Below are 23,782 nucleotides of genomic sequence, written 5' to 3' on the forward strand. Positions count from 1 at the left end.
TCTATATTATTTCTTTAATAGATAACGATATTTAACATATTTTCTATTGCTTTTTTGACTAATTTTGTCTCTCAAAGTTTAACATTATTTCACAAAAATAACATTTGTCTTTAATTTTGAAGTCGTTAATCAACATTTTAACACTATTTATCATTCTTGCAATGAGCAATTCTAGCTTTGCTCAAAGTAATATTCCATTAAAACAGAACGGACTTCAAGGTAAAGATCCTATTTCGGCGACCAATAAATCGCAAGATACGAGTAAATCCAAAACTGTAGATACGACCAAATCTGTAAGCGATACGACCAAGAAAAAAGGAAGTGGCTTACAGGCCGAAGTGAGTATTATTGCGGTTGACTCGCAGAAATCTGAAGTTGCCAAGAATATCAGTCACCTTTATCGCGGAGCGAAGGTAAAGTATCAAGATTTTGAACTTTCTGCCGATTATATCCGTCTGGACCGAAACAAGAAAAAGATTTTTGCTTCGGGGATCTATGACAAAACGGGGAAGTATGTGGGGCGTCCGATCGTCATTATGGGAAATGGTGAATCACCGAAAACGGTAGACTCACTCTATTACGATTACGAGAAACAAGAGGGAAATACCTATGGTATTATGACCGAAGTTGATGGTGGATTTATCCAGGCCAATATTGTGCGAAAGAATATCTACGACGAAATGTCGATATACAAGGGATTATATAGTACCTGTAATCTACCCTATCCGCATACCCATTTTGGCATTCATATCACCAAAGGAATTGTTACTAAAAACCAGATTATTTCTGGTCCGGCTTATCTTGTGGTGATGGGTGTGCCTATGCCCGTGGCATTTCCATTTGCATTTTTCCCAAAACCAGATAAAAGAGCATCTGGATTTCTCTTCCCATCTTTTGGGGAAGATTATACCAGAGGATTTTCGATGCGGGATATCGGTTGGTATTTGGCCTTCAACGATTATTGGGATAGTGAGATTAGAGGTTCCTTGTATTCAAAAGGTTCATGGGAAGCTTCCATCAATACGCGCTATACCGTCAACTATAAATTTAACGGTGGTTTTAATATCCGTTACGCCAATACCAAAACGGGTATTGAAGGAACATCTAATTATGGCTCCAATAAGGATTTTAATGTCACTTGGAACCATACCCAGCGCCAGGAAGCCAATCCAGGAACATCTTTCTCAGCAAGTGTTAACTTTGGTACAAGTTCTTTCTTTCAAAATACCGGAACCGGAAGTACACAAAACACCTATGAAAATCTTGCACGTAACCGTATGGGATCGTCCATCAGTTATGGAAAAGTATTTGCCGATGGCAAGGTAAACCTCACGGCCAGCTTAACGCATAATCAGGATATGGCTACGCGCAGTATACAGATGAGTTTACCAAATATCAGCTTAAACGTATCCTCTTTCAATCCATTTGACAGCAAAGACCGTGTCGGTGAACAAAAATGGTATCAACGAATCAATGTCGGTTATAGTTTCCAAGCACAAAACTCGGTAAGCACCATTGATACATTGTTATTTAAACCAGGAGGGTTCAAGAAATTCCAAAATGGCTTCCAACACAATATTCCAATCAGTTTATCACTCAATGCTTTTAAATATTTTCAGTTCAATACCAGTGTAAATTATACCGAGCGTTGGTATTTACAAAGTACACGACAAAGCATCGACAATACTGCAGCAGGTTATAAACAACGTATCGATACCGTTCAGGGATTCAATCGTGCATACGATTACTCTGTTTCGACCGGACTTTCGACCAAGGTTTATGGTAATTATTTCCCTAAAATAGGTAATCTTAAGCAGATCAGACACGTCGTTACACCGTCGATCAACCTAAACTATAGACCCGATTTTTCAGATCCAAGATATGGCTTCTATCAGCATTATAACGATCAATATGGAAACAGAAATGTATACTCAATCTTTAGTCAGGGTGTCTACGGATCTCCTTCTGCAGGAAAATCTGCGGGGATAGGCTTTTCCATTGACAATAACATCGAAGCAAAGGTCAAAAGTAAATCCGATACCACGGATGGCGGTATGAAGAAAATCCCTATTCTTCAAGGTCTGACGTTCAGCGGAAATTACAACTTTGTTGCCGACTCGTTAAAGTTGTCCCCAATTACTTTCTCTGGCCGTACAGCTTTCTTCGACCAAAAGATGAATGTAAACTTCAACGGTACATTTGATCCCTATTCGGTCAATGAAAATGGTGTCCGCGTAAATCGCTATGCCATTAAAGACGGTAGCCTTGCTCGTCTGACAAACTTTGGTCTTTCCTTTGACTATAGTCTGAATCCTAAGGCTGCGAAATCACGTAATAACAATATCGATTCTTTAAGAAAAGAAATGTCTGGAGCAGGTATGACTCCTGAGCAAGCACAGGCCTTGGCTCGAATCAGCTCAGATCCAAACGCATTTGTGGACTTTAATATCCCATGGAACCTTGCGGCATCGTTCAGTTTCAATATGGCAAAATCGTTCAACTCCAGTACACGAAGAATGCAGAGCCAGATCACGAGCACCTTGAACTTGCATGGCGACTTCAGTGTTACACCAAAATGGAAAGTCACCTTTCAATCGGGATACGATTTCAAACAGAAGGAAGTGGTCATGACCTCTTTCAATATCTATCGAGATCTGCATTGTTGGGATATGTCATTTGGCTGGATGCCTTTTGGGCGGTTCCGAAGCTATAACGTCACCATTCGCGCAAAGGCATCGATCTTACAAGATCTTAAGCTCACAAAAAGAGCCAGTTCAGGAGGCAGTTATTTTTAAAATAACTGCTTTTTTTTGAAATGCCGTACTTGTATTGGTCAGCAGAACCCTCAGTTTCTTTTCAAAAAACTTCTTCCATCAAATACATTTTTACCATTTCGCTGTGCCGCAATTTTATGTAAGTTTATATCCTGAATCTTCTGGTATTGAATTTTCATTTTTTAGGCGCTAGCGCATGGAAATTTTAACACCAAAAGATTGAGAAAATCCAACACTATCCCCCACAGATGCATTTTTCAAAGTAGGGAGGTGGTTGCATAATTATTTTAAAGATGAAAGCAGAGATTATTACCATAGGCGATGAGATCCTCATCGGGCAGATCATTGATACCAATTCAGGCTGGATTGCCAAGCAACTGCTCCAATTCGAAGTCGATATCGTTCAAATGACATCGATCCCTGATACTGAAGAGGCTATTTCAACGACATTGAAAGAGGCCTCTGCTCGAGCAGATCTTATTTTAATCACCGGAGGTCTGGGCCCGACGAAAGATGATGTGACAAAAAAAACTGCTGCAGCGTATTTTGGAACCACCTTGATACGGGATGAGCATGTACTTCGGCACGTGACCAACATATTTGAATCGCGCAATCTAAAAATGCTCGACATCAATCTGCAGCAGGCCGATGTTTTGGCAAATTGTGAAGTCCTATTTAACGACTATGGCACTGCACCCGGCATGCTGGTACACCAGAACCAAAAGAAGTTTATTTTTATGCCTGGAGTGCCATTTGAGATGAAATTTCTGATGGAAAAACATGTGCTGCCTTTATTAGCCAAACAGGATCCTGACTTATTTATCTGTCATGAGACAATTTTGGTCGGCGGAATCGGAGAATCTTATTTGGCAGAAGAAATAAAGGATATCGAATCAGAACTTCCGTCAAGCATAAAATTGGCCTATCTACCAACCTTGGCCTTTATACGATTGAGACTCTCTGGTAAAAGCAGGAATAAATCTGACATTATGCTCCAGGTTGCCCTTTTTAAAACAAAGCTACTCCATCGTTTACAACAATATGTCATTGCAGATTATGATACCAGCATCGAACCTTATTTAATTAAAGAGCTTAGCCGCCGAGGTGCTACATTGACTACCGCAGAAAGCTGTACAGGTGGTAGCCTTGCCGCTTCAATAACCGCAGTAGCAGGAAGCAGCGCTATATTCCTTGGTGGTACTATCCCCTACTCCGACGCTTTAAAACAACAATTGTTGAACGTCAAAGAAGAAACACTGATCCAATATGGCGCAGTAAGTGAGCAGACTGCTATTGAAATGGCTTCCGGTTCAAAAAAGGCATTTTCGTCGGATTATGCAATTGCGACAACTGGGATAGCGGGGCCAGGTGGTGGAACAAATGAGAAACCAGTTGGCACTATCTGGGTAGCTGTTGCGGGAAAAAAAGAAATTTTAACCAAGAAGTTTCAGTTTAATAACGAAAGACTGATCAACATCGAACGTACCCGTATGAATGCTTTATTACTTTTGTGGAAGTTGCTTGTAAAAGAAAAAGAACAAGATACACAATAAAGTAAAATAATATTTCAAAAAACAAGTTATTTAAGGAATAATATTTTAAATTGTTGAAAGTAAACCACAATTTATTTAACTTCGTTTTTCTATAACGAGATTGCTAAAAAATATGGCTTTATATAAACTCTTGCTCCCAAAAATGGGAGAAAGTGTATCCGAGGCAACAATCACAAAATGGTTAAAACAACCTGGTGACCTGATTGATGAAGATGACACTTTATTGGAAATCGCAACGGACAAAGTTGATTCAGAGGTACCTTCCCCTGTAAAAGGTGTTTTAAAAGAGCATTGCTATACCGTAGACCAGACTGTCCAAGTTGGTGAAGTCGTTGCAATTATAGAAATTGAGGGCGAAAATGAAGAACCTGCGATTCAAGCACAAGAAAATACAGTTCCTTCAGCGACAATTCACGAAGAGATCATAGAGTTGAATATCCCTGGTGTAGACCAGCTGCCAAATGTAGCGGCTGAAATTTCGTCTTCTCCCTACGAGAATACCCTTCGTTTCTATTCACCTTTAGTAAAGAATATCGCACGTCACGAAGGATTGTCCCAAGATGAACTTGACCGTATCCAGGGTACTGGAGCAGAGGGAAGAGTGACAAAGGAAGATATTTTAACGTATGTAACACATCGAGATTCATCCTCAAAAACACCAAAGTCTATTCCGGCAGAGCACACGAACACGGCTACAGAATCTCCGAAAATAATCTCCACTGCTCCATCGCATGTTCACACTGTGGCCAATGGCAGTGATGAAATCATTGAAATGGACCGCATGCGAAGGTTGATTGCAGACCATATGGTCAAAAGTGTACAAACCTCTCCCCATGTATGTTCTTTTGTTGAGGCAGATGTAACCAATTTAGTTTTGTGGCGCAATAAAGTTAAAGATGCCTATAAAAAACGCGAGGGAGAAAACATTACGTTCACCCCTTTGTTTATCGAGGCGATTAGCAAGGCGCTCAAAGATTTTCCATTGGTCAATATCTCGATCGACGGTTACAATATCATCAAGAAGAAAAACATCAATATTGGTATGGCGGCAGCATTGCCTAATGGCAATCTCATCGTTCCTGTTATCAAAAATGCAGATCAATTAAGCTTAGTAGGCTTAAGTAAAAGTGTCAACGACCTCGCACAACGGTCACGGGCAAATAAATTAAAACCTGACGACACACAAGATGGCACATTTACATTCACCAATATCGGCGCTTTTGGCAATATTATGGGAACTCCTATCATTAACCAACCGCAAGCTGCAATCTTGGCTGTAGGTACAATTACGAAAAAACCAGCAGTCATAGAAACAGAGTATGGTGATATGATTGGTATTAGACATATGATGTATCTTTCACTTTCTTACGACCACCGTGCAATCGATGGTGCCCTCGGAGGTACCTTCTTAAAACGTGTGGCGGACTACCTGGAAAATTGGGATAGCAATAGAGTGATCTAACAATCAAAATCGATAAATAATAAAAATGCCCCAAATAAGTGTCTAACTTTTTGGGGCATTTTTATAACCGAGCCTTTTTTATTATTTAAAATATATTTTTTGTTACTTAAACATACTTTGTTCGAATTGTATTTTCTTCTTCTTGATCACCAATTGAAACCGCAGATAAAGTAAAAGCGAAGAGGTTAACAAACCTAATGTCAGCCCATACCAAATCCCCTTGATACCCCAGTTAAATACCACTCCCATGAGGTAGCCGCTTGGTAGCCCTATAATCCAATAAGCAATAAATGTGATAATGGTTGGAATATTCACATCCCCCATACCACGTAACACACCCAGACCGACAACTTGCGTACCATCAAACAATTGGAAAAGTCCCGCAATAATCAACAGCTGAGAAGCAATAATCACCACAGCATGATCTGAGGTAAAGATATAAGGTAAATAATTATTCAACAACGCAAACAAAGACGCTGTAATCATCATAAAGATCAACACCAATTGATACGAGGTGATGGCAAATCGTTCGAGGCGAAAAAGGTTTCTATTACCATAACTATTACCCACCTTGATTGTTGCAGCAGCAGCGATACCACTCGCCATCATATACGTCATCGCAGCCAGCTGGATGGCTACTTGATGAGAAGCTTGCGCTGTAGCACTTATCGTACCGGCTAATAGGGAGGCCCCTGCAAAAGCCCCAATTTCAAATACATATTGCATAGCCACGGGTGCCCCGATCCGCACGATCTTAAGCAATCGTTGCCGATCTACCAATGTCACCTTAAAGTATTGAATATATTCTTTAAATTTCTGCGATCGCAATACATAGGTCATCATCACAGACATCATTAACACACGGTCGATCAATGTACTGTATCCGACTCCCTTGACCCCCATAGGGCTAATACCAAACATCCCTTTAACAAAGACGATCGCCAAAATAATGTTCAGTACATTCCCCCAAATAGTCACATTCATGGCTTGCTTTGTAAAGCCCAAGCCTTCGGCAAATTGCTTAAATGTGCTAAACACCATCAACGGAAGCATCGATAAACTCAGAATAAGTAAATAAGGCTTTGCCTCCTTTACCACGGCCGGATCTTGGTTGAGGTGATCGATAGCCAACATCGAACCAAAATAAACTAAAGCGAACAACAAGAGTCCTGCGATAATATTTAACCAAAAGCTATTGGACAACAATATGGCACATTCTTTTTTATTATCACGGCCATTCTCCTGCGCAATCAACGGCGTGATGCCATAAGCAATTCCCAAGCCGATAACCATAACAACCATAAAAACAGCATGTACCAACGAAACTGCGGCCAATGGAATGGTTCCTGCAAAATGTCCAACAATTACACTATCTGCGGTATGCACCAGTGTATGTCCCAATTGTGAGATCACCACTGGCCCCGCCAATACCATCGTACTTTTGTAATACGGTTTAAATGTTTTAAATTTTCCCAACATAATCGATTTCCCTAAAAAAATAGCCACAAAAATACGAAGATATTGCTAACCTATCGTCATATTAAAAAATATTTAGCAAAAATATAACAATTTATACCCATCAAATAACCGCACTTTGTTAAGTAATTTTTATGTTTCAAATACCTTAAAATTATCTTAAATTTACTTTTGGGTCTAAGAACTATAGAAATATAAATGTACCTTAGCATCTAGTTAGTAATCAAAAGAAGAGGAAAAAGAGTATGTACAATCCAGTAATAGCATTTCTAAACATCGGAACACAAGAGATGATCTTAATTGTTTTTGCAATCTTGTTACTTTTTGGAGGCAAAAAACTTCCTGAATTGGCGAGAGGTTTAGGAAGAGGAATACGTGAGTTCAAAGATGCATCAGAAGGTATCAAGCGTGAAATTTCAGATCAAATCAATAATTTCGAGAAAGACATAGACGTTAAAACAGAAGTAAAAGAAGAAGCTGTTCCTAATGATGTGCGTTTAGCTGAAGAGAAGGCTCAAGCAGCACACGAAGAAGAGGCTAAGCCGCAGGAAACCGTAGAAGGTTCAGAAACAGAGCAGCCTAAGAAAAAATATGAATTCACAACACCTGCCGGTGTCGTCGAACATAATCCGCATAAACAACCCGATTACGGCGAAGAGCCATCCCACATCACGTACGGATATAACGATCATTTTGCTGAAACTAAAAACAACGAGGTAGAAGATAAAAAAGTTCCTGAGCAGGACAATACCAATAAACCTGCTTAATTTTACTACTTTAGTTTATAATTAGATATACTTAGAGCTGTTGAATGGTGATTCAACAGCTCTACTTTTTAAGATTAAACCGACAATGAGCTTATCAACACACGAAATTACTATTGCTAACGAGCTTTCTATTAGCGAAAAACAGGTTCGCACGACTATAGCACTATTAGACGAAGGCGCTACCGTTCCGTTTATCTCACGCTACCGCAAGGAAATGACTGGTAGTTTGGACGAAGTTCAAATCACCAATATCAGAGATCGTTTCCAGCAGCTGCGCGATTTAGATAAACGTAAAGAAGCTGTTCTTAAATCTATCAACGATCAGGGGAAATTGACAGCGGAGCTTGAACAGCAGCTTTTGAATGCCGAAACCATGGCCAGTCTTGAAGATATCTATCTGCCTTACAAACCTAAGCGTAAAACTCGCGCAAGTGTGGCACGTGAAAAAGGTCTGCAACCTTTAGCGGACCTTATTTTGGCGCAAGAAACGGGCGATTTCCTCGCCCTTGCCGACAGTCTAATTGATGAAGAAAAAGGCGTAAAAAATACTGAGGAGGCACTAGCAGGTGCCCGCGATATCATTGCAGAGGTCATTGCCGAAGATGCGACAGTGAGAGCCAAATCGAGAGCGATATTCCTCGAAAAAAGCGCATTTGTTTCAAAAGTAGTTCCTGGAAAAGAAGAAGCTGCCCTAAAATATAAAGATTATTACGAATGGTCTGAATCTTTGAAGGATGCACCTTCCCATCGTGTGCTGGCCATGCGCCGCGGGGAAAAAGAAGAGCTGCTCTACTTAGATATAGCGATCAATGAAGAAGAAATTCTACCCCGTATCGAATCCATCTATGTTAAGGGTGCCAACGATGCCGCAGCTCAGGTAAAACTCGCCTTGGTCGATAGCTACAAGCGTCTGTTAAAACCTTCCATGGAGACTGAAATTCGTGTATTGACACGTCAAAAAGCCGATGAAGAGGCCATCAAAGTTTTTGCCGACAATGTTCGCCAATTACTTCTAGCCGCTCCACTAGGGCAGAAAAGGCTGCTTGCGATCGACCCAGGATTTCGTACAGGCTGTAAAACGGTTGTTCTGGATGAACAGGGACAGCTCAAAGAAAATACGGCTATCTTTCCACATACGGGTGCCAATGGACTGGCAGAGGCAAAAAAAACAATTCAGTATTTAGTCTCGAAATACGATATCCAAGCCATCGCAATCGGCAACGGAACCGCTGGTCGCGAAACGGAAGAATTTGTACGGAAACTCGGATTAAATAACGTTACCATCGTTATGGTCAATGAAAGTGGAGCCTCTATTTATTCGGCTTCCGAAACTGCTCGTGAAGAATTTCCAGATCAAGATGTTACGGTACGTGGTGCAGTATCTATTGGTAGACGATTGATGGATCCATTGGCTGAGCTTGTTAAGATTGATCCAAAATCGATCGGTGTCGGACAATATCAACATGACGTAGATCAAAATAAACTCCAAACTTCTCTGGACGACACTGTTATCAGCTGTGTAAATGCTGTCGGTGTTGAACTGAATACTGCCTCCAAACAAATTTTAGCCTATGTATCTGGATTAGGTCCTTCCCTAGCACAACAGATTATAAAATATAGAAATGAAAACGGTCCTTTCGCCTCCAGACGCGAGCTAAAGAAAGTTCCCCGTCTTGGCGATAAAGCATTCGAACAGGCAGCAGGCTTTCTACGCATCCGACATGCTGCCAATCCACTCGATTCGTCGGCTGTGCATCCTGAGCGCTATACTTTAGTTGAGCAAATGGCTAAAGACCTCGGCAAAAAAGTAGAAGACCTACTAACTGACGCTGACCTGAGAAAATCTATTCCTTTGAAAAATTATATCTCAGAGGAAGTTGGATTACCGACATTGAATGATATTCTTCATGAATTAGCAAAACCTGGATTAGATCCAAGGGAAAAATTCGAAGCATTCTCATTCACGGATGGAGTCAACAGTATTGGCGACTTACGGGTTGGCATGAAACTGCCGGGAATCGTAACCAATATTACGAATTTCGGAGCCTTTGTTGATATTGGCGTACATCAAGATGGCTTGGTACACCTAAGCCAATTATCTAATCGCTATATATCCGATCCGCATGAAGTCGTCAAAGTACAGCAACACGTCATGGTAACGGTAACAGAAGTAGACGAAAAACGTAGTCGCATAGCATTGTCAATGAAAACAGATGAGAAGCCTGCGCTACCCAAAAACAAAAAAAATGATTTTAAAAAGCAGGCCGAACCACAAACGGATATGGCCAGCAAGCTCGCTGCATTGGCGAGTAAGTTCAAATAGATACATTTAGCTCCGAATCAAAAAAGCTGACCGTTCGCTGAACTGCCAAGAAAAGTGTCTAACTTTTTGGAGGCAAGGCATCGCTTGGTCAGCTTTTTTTGATTCGATTAAATCCAATGTTCGTCGTCCGTGTCGCTGTTTTATTTTGTATCTTTAAGGGAAACAAGTTTAGACCCGTTATGAAAAATTGTACCCTCCTATTCTTTCTGTTTTTTGGAATCTATTTTTCTAAAATCCAGGCACAGCAGCAACTTCACGACGGGGCCTACCTGTACCAGGATGGCATCAATAAACATTTAATGCTCGTTAAAGACCATTATATTTCATTTATAAGTTACGATGACGTCAGAAAACGTTTTCAGCATACCTGGGGCGGCGCACTTGATAAGAAGCATAATCTGATCACTATCGCTGTCGAGTATAACTCACAGGATTCGGCTGCCATTGGCAAAACAACCCAATTACCTTATCGGATTGATGCAGACTCCCTTCGACTAAAAACTGCCGATAGCTACCACCTCTATATCAAGCAGAAAAAAGTTCCACAAGACCTTGATGCACTTTGGCGGATCACTGGTCGCCAGCAAGAAGGCAAAATGCAAGATATTCCCAAAGCAGATCGTAAAACAATCAAAATATTGGTTGATGGATATTTTCAATGGGTAGCGATTAATCCTGCTCAAAAAGGTTTCTATGGTACAGGCGGAGGTGACTATCAGTACACTAATAATCGGTATACTGAAAAAATACAGTTCTTTTCGAGAGACAATAATAGAGTTGGGCAAGAACTGGCCTTTGATGGTGAAATCCTGAATGGCGCATGGCATCATAAAGGAAAAAGTTCGAAAGGAGACGATATTTATGAAATCTGGAGCAAAGAAATAACAGAATAAAATATGACAATAGAAGAATTTCAATCTCTTGAAGCTCCGCTTCAGCATTGGACAGCGGTACAAAAGTCACTTTGGTATGATCTAAAAGGAAATTGGAAAACCGCGCATGACCTGATCGATCAATTGGGCGGAACTGACGCAGCACATGTTCATGCTTATTTACATCGCAAAGAAGGCGATCAATGGAATGCAGAATATTGGTATCGTCGTGCCAAACAAAACGTATACAAAGGTAATTTGGATGATGAGTGGAAAGACCTCTTCAAATATTACGCTCCATAACTACAATTACCCTATTTTCGGACAGCCGCTGTTTTCTTTTATATACACAAAAGGACAATTTGGGTAATAAAGTAGTCAAAAATAGTATATAAAATTAACTCAGCACTTTTTAGGCTGTTGAATATCTTTAAAAACATAAAAATATTACCAAATAAGATATAACATCAACCAAATCCGGAGATAATACGTAACAAAAATAACACAAAGAAAAATATTATAAAACTAACAAATAGAATGGCACAGATATTGAACATAGTTTGTTATACTTGAGAAAGTATACTTTTCATAAATTTAGGTTAATAATTGGTTAGGTTAAACACTTGAAGTTCCCCACTTCAAGTGTTTTTTTTTTAGAAAAAACTCAATCAAAGTAACATCAAATCCACTTCCCCATCTTTTTTAATTAGGACACTTTCCTTCATAAGGAGGTATATTAAAAATTTAAAACAATACATTGTATTACTATGTATTTTGTTATATATTTACTTCCATGAACAAAGAATTTATTGACAAATGGATTTCACAGCTAAAAAAAGGAAGTCTTTCTTTTGTTGTATTAGGTATTCTTGCCTATGATCAGGAATACTATGGCTACGATCTTATCCAGGAGGTCAAGAAGAAAACGGCCATTGATATTGCTGAAGGAACTTTATACCCCTTATTGATCCGTTTAAAAAACGAAGGATTGGTCGAATCGAACTGGGTGCCTCAGGCTACTGGGATTCCAAGAAAATATTACAAAATAACAAAGGAAGGCCAAAGTACCTTCTTAGAAATGAGAACCTACTGGACAAGCTTAAACCAACATTTAACCACTTTGACGCATGCATTATAATCAGATACCCTTTACAAATAGATCCTCAGCCCGGCTATATCAAGACTACATGTCAACAGCAACGGCTCTTGTAAAAAAATTAGCCTTGGAGCAAAGACAGGATATATTATGTGAAATCAATAGCCACATATTTGAGGCATTGCAACAGCAGCTTCCTCCGCAATTAATCCAGAATGCCCTGCCTAGTCAGCTCCAAGAAATCTTAGATAAACTCGGGTTACCGCAGACTTTTATCAAGGAAATGATTTTGTCAACGTCCATTGCCCCGTCAATAGAATCTCCTCGTAAATCCGTATCCTTATTACGGGTACCTATCATGCTCACACAAGGGATCGTAAACATGATTTATTATATCATCTATACCCTTATGCTCATCGCCGTCTTTCTAGTCGTGGCCAAGTTTATTGATCCTCACGGAGTCGGATTTTTCTATGCACCCAACAAGTTTTTCATATTCGGCAAACTTATTTTACAGCACGAAGAAGCCCTACGTTACGAACAATTGGGCAATTATTTCATTCCGGCCTTTCTATTTATCATCAGTGGACTTTACTATTCCTCTACGTTAATTTTGAAACTCAAAAAATCTATTCACCATAAATTATGAAAAGAACCACAGTCTTATTGCCCCTCTTAGCAACGCTAACGGGCCCCACTCTCAAAGCCCAGGAATTCAATCCTGTTCGCATGGACAGCCTGATGTCTCTCATGGATAAAAATAATGTCTGGATGGGCAGTATTGCGATCAGCAAGGGCGATCAACTACTCTATCAAAAGGCAATTGGATATGCAGACCTGGTACAGAAAAAGAAAGCGACCATAGATACACGGTATGGGATTGGCTCGATCTCCAAAACTTTCACCGCAACACTTGTTTTAAAAACGATAGAACTCGGAAAACTCCAGTTAAACCAGACATTAGCAACATACTTTAAGAGCATTCCAAACGCCGAAAAGATTACCGTTCGTCAATTGTTAAATCATAGCAGCGGAGTTCATAGCGTCACGGACGACAAAGATTATTTGACATGGAACACTAAACCCCAAACTGAGCAGGAACTTGTTGAACGCATGGTCAAAGGCGGAGCTGAATTTACCCCCGGAAGCAAACATGAATACAGTAATTCAAACTATATTCTACTTACTTATATCCTGGAAAAAGTATGGAAAAAAGACTATGCTGCTCTATTGAAAGAATATATCTGTCGACCATTAAAGTTGGAACAGACCACATTTGGCCGTCCACAAAATAACAGCAGGGATGTTAGCGAATCCTATCGTTACACGCAAGAATGGAGCCTTGAACCACACACGGACAATTCTGTTCCGCTTGGTGCCGGAGCAGTTTGGTCAACTCCAGCAGATCTGGACAAATTTTTCAATGGTTTATTTAGCCATAAAATAATCAATGCTGCAAGCCTGGAAGAGATGAAAAAAATAGATCAGGGTTATGGACTGGGCTTATTCCAATTGCCATTCTATGAACATATAGGGTTTGGCCACACAGGTGGTATAGATGGATACTCCTCCGTAGCTGGTCATTTTGATGACGGCAATTATAACGTCGCACTTATTAGTAATGCCAACAATTATAATAATAATGAAATTCTAAAATTCAGCCTTGGCGAGCTTTATAAAAAACCTTTTCCACTTCCTGATCTTTCGGAAATACAATTGACAGAGGAAGAAATTTCAAGTCTCGTCGGCGAATACAAAAGCGAGCAACCTCCTATTCAGATAAATATTACAAGAGAGGGCAACAAGGTGTTTGGACAGGTCGTTGGTCAACCTTCATTTCAGCTGAAACCCAAGGATAGAAACACGCTGGTCCAACCACAATTTGGTGTAAAAATAGTTTTCGAACGTAGTGAAAATAAAATGACACTCTATCAAAATGGACATACTCTTATTTTGAAGAAATAAGGAGACACTGCGCTTAAATATTAAAGCGAAGATTCATGGCCTTTATTCGGCACTATCTTCCATTTTTCCTTCGGTAGTGATATCGACATCCTCACTGAGGACCGATGCCCCGTCATCACGCAGTATCGCTAAAAGAGCAGCGGTTTAGTTCAACCGCTGCTCTTTCAACTACGGTGTTTTACAATTTTTCCAAATAGAAATCATCACCATACACCGTACCGCTCAATGGTTTATAGAAATAGACCGTAGCAGTGGTATTATTGGTTCCAGTTGTAAAAGTAACCGAATTATTGGAGTAGGTGGTTGTACCTATAGTCGCATCAACAGCAGTTCCCCCATAATTTTTGACACCGATACTGACCGACTGGCCAGCTGCAGACACTTTGGCGTAGCCACCGAACCGATAGGTGGTATTCGGCGTTAAACCGGTCAGGTATTGTTCAATGGATGTCTCTCCGCCTGTTTCGCGGATGCATTTGGTTCCTGTCCGGGCATCGGTAGAAACGACCGATGAACCACCGCCCCATGTTGTCCATGGATAGATGACACCATTTTCGAAATCGCCATTACTAAATAAAGGCAGTTTATACACACGTACATAATCTACCTGCATATTAAAGGGCAAGTCAGCATTTGTGATCGCCCCTGGCCATCCAGCTCCACCGGCCTGATTTAGAATCAGATAAAAAGGGACGTCAAATGGCCACTGCTGCGTTCCCCCACCGGAAACTCTTGCGTAGGTATACTGCAATACATTGTTGACGTAAAATCGAATGTCGTTTGGACTCCAGATCATTGTATATAAGTTGTAATCTGTCGTATTATAGGTGGCAGATTTCGATGCTGTGCTCCCACCATTTGCATTGGTAACTGAGCCATTATGGATCGTATGGTACATTACACTTTCGTTGTTGACATGCTCCATAATGTCAATTTCACCACAGCCAGGCCAGCCGCCATACGCTGTAGCAGGTTCGGGCATCATCCAAATAGCAGGCCATGAACCTCTTCCTTGCGTAAATTTGGCCCTCACTTCAACTTTTCCATAAGTCATACTAAATTTTCCCATCGACTTAACTCCCCCAGCATGATAGGCAACAGGATCTCCGGCCACAACAGCATTATCCATACGCAATACGAGATTGCTCCCATCTTGGGATGCATAAGCCGGCAAGGAGGTCATATACTTATTCCATGCGACAGTGCCCCTGTCAGCATAAGACCATTTTGTGGAATCAAATCCCCCACTACTATTAAACTCATCCGACCAGATCAATTCGTAATCTGTTGTCGCTACAGTAGTTGCATTGAATAGCTTAGTCGAGGCCTTCGCCTTACTTACTTCCGGAATCGGAGTTTTTGTTGTTGTCGAGTCTTTTTTGCAGGCAAAAATAGACAGGCTGGTTGCGATTAGGCTCAACACCAGCCAAAATTTGGTTTTTCTCATTTAGTTTTGGATTATTGGTTTTATTTAAGTTTATATCGTTATTTAACAGCTTGTGGAGCAAGCCGGATAATAATCGAAGATTCATTTTTTTCTTTCATTCCTTCCTGCTTTAACCAAAAGGAAGAAATGAAAGAAAATGCGGATTATTTCGATAATACGATGTGCCCGATCATTTAAAATTTACGGGCAAAAAGACAATTTTGCTGTAATTTTCTTTTTCAAATAAAACGCCGAGATTATTTTTATTTAAAAGTACTAAATCGGAATAAGCAGCATAATCCCCTTTCACACCCTCCGGCGCTTTGGCCACAACCTGATTAAAATACCATGTTTTGCCCTGATCATTACTTAATCGAACGGTTAGATTGTCTCTTCTATTGGTTGATGCAGCATTACACACAGCCAATATATATTTTCCTTTCTTTTGCCAGGAAAGCACTGAACCCTGGTTGACCGGATCGGGCAGATTTTTATCATAATAGGTTGTATCCCAATTGACACCACCATCACCGGAATAGGATACAATCCTCGATTTTATATTACCTTGTTGATTACGGGAATTCATATACAGCCCTGTGTTAGAGATCTGTGCGGCCATTGTTTCATTTGATCCTTCAAATTTCACACTTGATCCTATCTTGAATGTCTTTCCATGATCGTCCGAGTAATACGAATGCGCAAAATAGTCCTTGCCATTTTCTTTCGGGTTTCCTTCAGAATGGTTAGCCGGAATATAAATACGTCCTTTATATTTGCCCGAATCAAATTGTAAAGCATGTCCGGGCGTATTTGCATAAGTCCGCCAGTCTTCCTTAAAAATATATTGTGCATTTACGGATGGTTGATTGGGACGATGCGTCTCAAGCGTTATGTTTTCTGGATTAGACCACGTCTTACCACCGTCGGTCGAACTAATTGACCAACATTCTCGCAAACCATTTCCTTTGCGGACTTCTCCCTCATGATTATTACCCGTATTATAAAAAAGAAACAGGCGTCCTTTAGGATATGCGGGATCCAATAGATCCACTACCGGAGCTGGATTTCCGACCTGCAAATTATCTTTGTCAACAGCAACTTGCAATGCCCCCCAAGTTTTTCCATTATCCTTACTGGTTTTATAAACAATATCTACATTACCAAAATCGCCAGCATGATCCACCCTACCTTCTGCAAAAGCAATTAACTGTCCGCTTTTATCCTTTACAATAGCAGGTATGCGGTAGCTTTTATAGCCATCTTCTCCTGAAACAAATACATTCACTTCCTGAGCGTGACAAATTCCTGCCAACAGTGCAAATACCAACATTGTCCCTAATTTCTTCATATCTATATAAGTTTTATTGTTACTTCTATTTAAAAAATTCATCTGTGTTAATACAATGCGATCGGTTATTTATTACTCCCTTTCAATCGGCAGGCAGGTAAACATCCATTTTAGTGGATTTTGCCAATCTTTCCCTTTTAATTTCCCCACAGGAAGTTTCACCACAACTGTATTCCAGCCTTTCTCCAGCAGAACAATGCTTGGACTTCGGTAGCTGTAACCTTCATCAACCAATAGGAGCTCCAAATTTCCTTTTTGGCCAGCATGTTGCCAATTCGGCGGAAGCACTTCACGTCCGTTTACCCAAATCTTGCTCATTCTATCGTCCCAGGTTCCCAAATTTGGTGAATCACTGGCATATGAACGGGAGAGGTCGTTAAAACCGATCCAAAAACTTTGGTTTCCCCCTTTTTCACTCCATACTTTGCTCACAGCATATACGGTGCTGTTTTCAAGCGGCCGATCAATAGCCCCTTTTACCACATCAGCCCACCAATGGCGTAAAACGATAGTTCCACCATAAAACTCACCGATCTTTTTTAAAGCGGTAAATTTTCCTGTCGCTTCATTTTTTAAGACCATGCTCAGATCACCTTTATTTTCCACAGGCCCATACAACATCCATTTTTGCCCACTTTGTGCGTAATACGGAAAAATAAGATCTTTAAAATACAATCTTTTATGTCGGAGCAAACGCTTTTCAAATTCAGCAAATTGCGTTAATCCCTTTACATCCGTTTTGATATTACTACGCCATTCAAAATCTCCTCCTCCTCGCCAGCTTCGTTCCGCAAAAGTTAGCAAAGCAGGGTAAACTGCGTTCTGATGGAATACATCGCGCTCATGATGGACTGCACGATCGGGCCAGGAACATAACGTCGCACCCATTAACTTTTCATTTTCTGACGATTGACCACCCAATTCCCTATAGAACAAGGTCGTCACTGTTTCCAAAGGATCCATATGATTGATATACAAATGCTGTGAGTCAATCACTTCAAAAGGTGAGTCATTGGTAATAGCCTGTGGCCCACCCATCCAAAGCTGGCGGATTGTGTGTGGCTGCAAATTACCACCAGGCTCCCAGCCGATGGTTTTTAGATCTAAATCCTCCGTCCATTTTGTCATCATCGGCAAAAATGCTTGATTGTGAATTTTCACCTCATCCCCGCCAATATGCAGATAAGGTAATCCGGGATAGGTGGTCGCAAATTCCTTCACCAGTTCTTTAATGATCGCTATGCCGCTATCGCTCTGCATATCGGTTTTAAAATAACGGCGAAATGCTGCGGAATGCCCCGGCATATCAATTTCGGGTACGAGCTGAATATGGCGATCACGACAATACCGGATCAGCTGCTGCATATCGTCGACTGTATAATACTTTCCCTTCCAACGCTCCATATTTGCCGAGTCGGTCAAACCGGGATATTTTTTACTGATCAGTCGCCATGCAATATCCTCGGTGAAATGAAAGTGAAAGACATTCAATTTATAGCGCCCCATCTGATCGATCTGCTGCTTCAACACCTGCATAGACTGAAAATTTCTTCCCACGTCTACCAAGTAGCCACGCCAACGAAAAGATGGATAATCTGTAATGTCGCAATACGGCAACTTACCATCGCTGCCTCCCAGTTGACGCAAAGTTTGCAGGGCATAGAAAACCCCTTTACCCGCTCGGGCTTCAATGTTTACTCCCCTTTTATCTATAACGATGCGATAGCCTTCCAAAGAAGACGAGGGAAGTTTCATTTCTTTATTGCAACTAATCGTTATAGCTATATTTTCTTTGCTATCGAAGTCTATCCGCCTTACATCCCAATCGCTTAGCAGTGCTGTCAAAGTCTGTCTATCTGTAGTTGACACTTCTCCTTTGGTGCGTACACACACAATATGTTTGACCTGGTAATACCCAGTTTTCCAGGTAACAGACTGCGGCATGGGAAGCAAAGGTCTGATTTTTTCGGACATACCATATAGCGGAGAGATCATCATGACAATCATCATCAGCCTTTGGATGAACTTAGTTGTCGCTACAGTTTGTCGCATCATGTTATCCCTTAATCGTGTTAAATTCCTGTAGTATTTGCATACAATACCACTCTTGACGAGGGAGATGGAAAGGTCCTTTAAATAAATTACCTTTTGCCGTTTGCGCAATCTTCCCATCACGATGCAAATACCCATACCACTCACCATTGATTTTATCATGAAAATGATCATAGGCATACTGATTGATCTGCTGATGCCAACTTTTATATTTCTCATTTCCCGTCATTAGGTAAGCGAGTAATGTTGCTATAATCGTTTCATTCTGTGGCCACCAAAACTTCATATCTTGCCAATATTCTTGTACCGGCTTTCCATAGACATCTCGAAAATATAGTATACCACCATATTCTGTATCCCAGCCGCGCTCCCACATATAATCCAACATGCGACAGCCCAGGTCAATCAGATGCGGATCGTTCGCCCGATATTTCGCTTCATGCAAGATAAACCAAGCTCCTTCGATGGCATGTCCGGGATTGAGTGTGCGCCCGTCAATATGATCAACAATTTCACCTTCAGGACCAACTTGTTCCATCACACAACGTATGTCATCTTTTACAAAATCACGTTCAATCTGCGCGATAAAATCACTGATAACGAAATCACAGCGTGGATCTCCAATTGTTTCGCGAATTTGCTGTGCGGTATTGATCATAATCATCGGCACACCGATCCCTTTCATTGGCCTGGTCTGTTGGTACTTTGGTTCCACCAATCTTTCTCCCTGTGCATAAGCCAGACAAATTCCAAACAGCTCACGTGCTTCCACAGCAATACCGGCATCTCCCGTCGCTTTTGCATAGGCTGCAAAGGCGATTGCCGCAAAAGTCTCCGAAAAGAAATAACGACGCATACGAATTGGGTTACCTATGCGGTCTACATGAAAATACATTTTGCCGTTTGCATCAAAACAATGTTTCTTCAAAAATTCATAGCCTATCCGGGCCCCTTCCAGCCATTCTTCTTTTTGCTCAACTGTATTGTAAAGTGTGGCCAGCAACCAGCATGCCCTTCCCTGTATCCACACGGCTTTATCTGTATCAATCAAAGCCCCATCATGATCACGCATAAATAGGTAGCCGCCACATTCATGGTCAATCGATCGTGGAAACCAAAATGGTACAGTGTCTTTTAAAAGCTGATCACGATAAAAAGCTTCCAACTCCTTCAAGTAATCAGTGTCTATTATATTTGCGGTATCTTTTATACTTGTCTGTTTCATCTGTTCTAGTTTTTGTGTCAATTTATTTCTATTTATCTGATCGTCTTATGTTTAGTTGATCGTCAAATCAAAAGTGGACACTGGCGTTCCAATTTCATTTTGAAGATTTGCCCGGCTAAAAGGTTCATATCCATACAGTATTTTGGTGATTTGGAAATTCGGCTTAACGATTTCGACGATATTGCCCGATAGGATATTTGCATTTACATCAGAAATTTCCCCCTTATTGTCCATTACCTGAAAACCTTTCACAGGCGCATTCCCCGGGGTTATTAATTTTATACAATGATCAAATGTCAATAACAACTTATCATCGCGAAGCGCATACCTGACCAGATTAGGATGATCTGCATTCAATTCCACACCATACACATGTTTACGCACTAAATTTGCCAACCGTCGACCTACCACAATCTTTTCACGGGGATGTACATCTAAAGAATCACCTACATCGATCGTTACGGCCATGTATGTACCAGCATTGGCTTTCTCCAGTAAGCGTTGTGAGTTTCTAAAATCACCCCATGAAGGTCTATCTATACTTGTGAGCTGAACAAAGAAAAAAGGTAGATCTTGGTGAAAACTCTTCCGCCAGGAAGAAACCAATGTTTTAAAAAGACGTTCGTGAAGTTCTATATTATGCGCATTGCTCTCACCTTGATACCACAGTATACCTTTCAATCCTGTGTTCAACCATTTGCTGACACCCGCTTCAAAATTGTAAGCTGGTTGATACGGATGGCGTTGATTTTTTACCTTTGAAACTGCTAGATTTTGACTGGCGCGCTCACGACAGAAATCCTGCAGGAAATCTGATTTTTGCCAGTTGTGAATATAAGAGGCAAGCAGATCGTCGTATTCCAATGATTTTCGATCAATCCATGATTCGGTATTAGACCCACCTACCGATAGATCAATAATGCCAATGGGAATATGCTGTTCGCTGGCGATCTGCTGGGCAAATGAATAAGCAACAGCTGAGAATTGTGCGGCCTCCGCCCCGGTAGCTTGCCGCCAGGCACCCCTGAAATAGTCCAAATCGTTTACTTTCCTTAAGGTCGCGGTATCCCATGCAACAGCATTGGTCTCCACAAGGTTGCGGCATTTAAAAAGGCGCACATTCTTTAAGTGTGGTGCATCGTTGATCAGCTCTTCGCCCTTTATGGCTCCACGAAGTTGAAAAGCCATATTTGATTGCCCCGAAGCAAGGTATGCATCGCCAAAAAGAATATTTTTCAACACTATTTTCTGCTTGCCCGAACGCACTGTTATCTCATAAGGTCCTCCGGCTTCCATTTTAGGCAACTTTATTGCCCAGGAGCCTTCGGGATTGACTTGGGTCTTATAGTTTTTCTTATTAAATGCAACAGTGATCTCATCGGCGGCAGTACCTTTACCATAGATGCTATTTTCCCAATTACGCTGGAGCACCATATCCGAACCGATGGTTTCGGCCACTTGCAAATCTTGGAGAACAGGGATCAGTACATGCGCGACCTGCTCAGCAATCAATGCAGCTCCTTGCTTATTCGGATGCAAGTAATCGTCAAAAAGATCAATCCGATACCGCAGTGGGCTGTTCAGATCGATCAGTCCCACTTGGTTATTTTTTGCTATCTGCGGTATAAGCGCCTGAATTTGATCGTACCAATCGCGTGTCCCGGATAAGAAGCGCGGATGACCACTAAAAATAGGAGTCAATCGACAGATGTAAATTTGTACTTTGGGATTAACGGATCGTATGGAGTCAATCAGAGTCGCGTAATCTGATGCAAAGGAGTTCTTATAATTTGGCCAGTTTCTCGGATCAGTATCATTGAGTCCCAGGTGTATAATGGCAACATCAGGTTTATAATCCAAGGCTTTCCTGTATTCTTCCGTTTTATAATAAGGTCTATGCCCCTTACGTAAAAGTGTAGCCCCTGAATGGCCAAAATTCCTCACTTCAAACCGCTGGCCCAGCAACGCTTGAAGCTGGCTCGGATAAGAATCCTGAGCAGGATTGCCGAGCCCATAACCAAAGGTTACGGAATTACCTATACAAGCTACTTTTGTGCGGGGTTGTCCCACTGAAATGGAGATAGAGACAATCAAACCTAAAAGTAGGCCTACTTTTTTTGAAATATAGGTATGCAGCGTGCTAATTAAGGATTTCATTTTCATCATCTATTCATTCAGGATATAAAAGCGATTACTTCTCCGTTGTTTTAGGTTTGAGAAACAGGAGTTGCAAGAGTAACGCCAATAGTACGGCGCCCCCTAATAATGCAAAGCCTAAACCAAAATGACCTTCATCTTTAAATTTCCCTAACCATTGCGTGATAACGGCTCCAGCAAACACGCCCACCATATTCATAAAACCATAAGCGGTTGCGCGCAATTTTTTAGGAACAACCTGACATAGGATAGGCATATTGTTGGCATCGAATATGCCAAAGCCAATTCCAAAACAGACTGCGGCTCCGACCACCGCAGGTAAAGTCTGACCTAATCCTAAAAACAATAAAGCTGGTATGGTTAGTCCAAGCCCAATTGCACTGGTATAGATGCGGCCACGGATATTTTTTTGTACCCATTTGTCACTCAGTATTCCGCCGACAATAACCCCAATAAAGGATGAGATCGCGATTGTGATGGTAGACAATGGACCAGCTTTGGCCATTGGAATATTCAGGCTATCGGCAAACAAGGTTGGCAACCAATTTTTGATGGCCCAGCCGGGTAAGCTTGGAGCCGCAAAATAAAATAATAGAATCCAAAACGCCACATTGGAAAATAGCAGCAGTAAACTTTTGGGAAGAGACAATCGCCCTTCCGAAGCAGGCTCCTCAAGGGATGGCTCATGTTTTTTTTCCACAAGCAAGATCGCTAATAGGACCGCATAACATATTCCGATAATTCCAAACCAATGAAAAGCGGTATGCCATCCTTTTGAAGCGGCCAATGTGGCACCAAAACCGCCCAAGGCCTGACCTGTATAGAGCCCTGTCATATGTAGCCCAATGGCTAACGATCGATTTTTTCCGGTATGGTAATCGGCGATCAGCGAAAGAGCTGTTGGGATATACAATGCTTCACTAAATCCCATAATTGCCCGTAAAGCCAATAGCGTTGCGTAATCGTGTGCCATCCCCATGCCATACGTTACGGCCGACCAAACAAAAAGACTGCCTACAATCAGCCATTTTCTATTGCTGCGATCGGCAACGATACCGGCTATAGGACTCATGATACCATAGATGTAAAGAAAAACGGCCATCAATACACCAAAAGTCTCGGCACGCTGCAGCTGTGGAATATCGACCTGCATGGCTTCACGCATAGTTGATAGCATCTGTCGATCCATATAATTCAGCAGGGCTACCCCCCAAAGGAGGGCTACAACGAGCCATGGGTAAAAAGATTTATGTCGTAAAGAAGAGATCATTTCAAGTTTATCAGGG

At 41.2% G+C, this 23,782-nt stretch carries 17 protein-coding genes; 10 read left to right on the plus strand and 7 right to left on the minus strand.

The window, feature by feature from the left end; genetic code table 11:
* The first annotated feature begins 161 nt into the window (after positions 1–161).
* The 3 genes from GVK91_RS24895 to GVK91_RS24905 all read left to right on the plus strand — a co-directional run bounded on the left by GVK91_RS24895 (position 162) and on the right by GVK91_RS24905 (position 5,789).
* Complete coding sequence (locus GVK91_RS24895) at positions 162–2,795, plus strand: putative LPS assembly protein LptD (protein WP_235032990.1); 2,634 nt, start codon at positions 162–164, stop codon at positions 2,793–2,795.
* Between the two features lie 272 nt (positions 2,796–3,067).
* Positions 3,068–4,327, plus strand: a complete 1,260-nt coding sequence (locus tag GVK91_RS24900) for a competence/damage-inducible protein A (protein ID WP_159731854.1) — start codon at positions 3,068–3,070, stop codon at positions 4,325–4,327.
* A 112-nt stretch (positions 4,328–4,439) separates the two neighbouring features.
* Positions 4,440–5,789, plus strand: coding sequence for a dihydrolipoamide acetyltransferase family protein (locus tag GVK91_RS24905; protein WP_159731856.1), 1,350 nt, complete (start codon positions 4,440–4,442; stop codon positions 5,787–5,789).
* 102 nt (positions 5,790–5,891) lie between these two features.
* On the opposite strand, the gene GVK91_RS24910 is transcribed toward GVK91_RS24905, so the two are convergent.
* The gene (locus tag GVK91_RS24910; RefSeq protein ID WP_159731858.1) at positions 5,892–7,268 is read right to left on the minus strand and encodes an MATE family efflux transporter; all 1,377 of its coding nucleotides are present in this window, start codon (positions 7,266–7,268) and stop codon (positions 5,892–5,894) included.
* A gap of 242 nt (positions 7,269–7,510) precedes the next feature.
* Between GVK91_RS24910 and GVK91_RS27715 the strand changes: the two genes are divergently transcribed.
* The 7 genes from GVK91_RS27715 to GVK91_RS24945 all read left to right on the plus strand — a co-directional run bounded on the left by GVK91_RS27715 (position 7,511) and on the right by GVK91_RS24945 (position 14,288).
* On the plus strand, positions 7,511–8,032 hold the full coding sequence (locus GVK91_RS27715; RefSeq protein WP_083663500.1) for a twin-arginine translocase TatA/TatE family subunit: 522 nt from the start codon (positions 7,511–7,513) through the stop codon (positions 8,030–8,032).
* A gap of 85 nt (positions 8,033–8,117) precedes the next feature.
* Positions 8,118–10,355, plus strand: coding sequence for a Tex family protein (locus GVK91_RS24920; RefSeq protein WP_153846524.1), 2,238 nt, complete (start codon positions 8,118–8,120; stop codon positions 10,353–10,355).
* 179 nt (positions 10,356–10,534) lie between these two features.
* Positions 10,535–11,248, plus strand: a complete 714-nt coding sequence (locus GVK91_RS24925) for a hypothetical protein (protein ID WP_153846523.1) — start codon at positions 10,535–10,537, stop codon at positions 11,246–11,248.
* A gap of 3 nt (positions 11,249–11,251) precedes the next feature.
* Positions 11,252–11,530, plus strand: coding sequence for a hypothetical protein (locus tag GVK91_RS24930; protein ID WP_075991259.1), 279 nt, complete (start codon positions 11,252–11,254; stop codon positions 11,528–11,530).
* 490 nt (positions 11,531–12,020) lie between these two features.
* On the plus strand, positions 12,021–12,365 hold the full coding sequence (locus GVK91_RS24935; RefSeq protein WP_159731860.1) for a PadR family transcriptional regulator: 345 nt from the start codon (positions 12,021–12,023) through the stop codon (positions 12,363–12,365).
* Positions 12,366–12,414: 49 nt separating this feature from the next.
* Positions 12,415–12,972 carry a hypothetical protein gene (locus GVK91_RS24940; RefSeq protein WP_159731862.1) on the plus strand — a complete coding sequence of 186 codons (558 nt, stop codon included), beginning with the start codon at positions 12,415–12,417 and terminating at the stop codon, positions 12,970–12,972.
* Positions 12,969–14,288 (plus strand): serine hydrolase, encoded by a 1,320-nt coding sequence (locus tag GVK91_RS24945; protein WP_159731864.1) that lies wholly within the window; start codon positions 12,969–12,971, stop codon positions 14,286–14,288. The genes GVK91_RS24940 and GVK91_RS24945 overlap by 4 nt, the downstream gene beginning before the upstream one ends.
* A gap of 178 nt (positions 14,289–14,466) precedes the next feature.
* On the opposite strand, the gene GVK91_RS24950 is transcribed toward GVK91_RS24945, so the two are convergent.
* The 6 genes from GVK91_RS24950 to GVK91_RS24975 all read right to left on the minus strand — a co-directional run bounded on the left by GVK91_RS24950 (position 14,467) and on the right by GVK91_RS24975 (position 23,766).
* Positions 14,467–15,735: a family 16 glycosylhydrolase gene (locus GVK91_RS24950; RefSeq protein WP_159731866.1), complete on the minus strand. Its 1,269-nt coding sequence runs from the start codon at positions 15,733–15,735 to the stop codon at positions 14,467–14,469.
* A gap of 169 nt (positions 15,736–15,904) precedes the next feature.
* On the minus strand, positions 15,905–17,062 hold the full coding sequence (locus tag GVK91_RS24955; RefSeq protein WP_159731868.1) for an exo-alpha-sialidase: 1,158 nt from the start codon (positions 17,060–17,062) through the stop codon (positions 15,905–15,907).
* A gap of 72 nt (positions 17,063–17,134) precedes the next feature.
* Complete coding sequence (locus GVK91_RS24960) at positions 17,135–19,117, minus strand: family 20 glycosylhydrolase (RefSeq protein ID WP_159731870.1); 1,983 nt, start codon at positions 19,115–19,117, stop codon at positions 17,135–17,137.
* Position 19,118: 1 nt separating this feature from the next.
* Complete coding sequence (locus GVK91_RS24965) at positions 19,119–20,339, minus strand: AGE family epimerase/isomerase (RefSeq protein ID WP_159731872.1); 1,221 nt, start codon at positions 20,337–20,339, stop codon at positions 19,119–19,121.
* A 51-nt stretch (positions 20,340–20,390) separates the two neighbouring features.
* Positions 20,391–22,496: a GDSL-type esterase/lipase family protein gene (locus GVK91_RS24970; RefSeq protein ID WP_159731874.1), complete on the minus strand. Its 2,106-nt coding sequence runs from the start codon at positions 22,494–22,496 to the stop codon at positions 20,391–20,393.
* A 34-nt stretch (positions 22,497–22,530) separates the two neighbouring features.
* A complete protein-coding gene (locus tag GVK91_RS24975) occupies positions 22,531–23,766 on the minus strand; it encodes an MFS transporter (RefSeq protein ID WP_153846514.1) in 1,236 nt (411 codons plus the stop codon).
* Positions 23,767–23,782: the final 16 nt, after the last annotated feature.

Source organism: Sphingobacterium sp. 18053 (assembly GCF_902706145.1).
Taxonomy (GTDB): Bacteria; Bacteroidota; Bacteroidia; order Sphingobacteriales; family Sphingobacteriaceae; genus Sphingobacterium; species Sphingobacterium paramultivorum.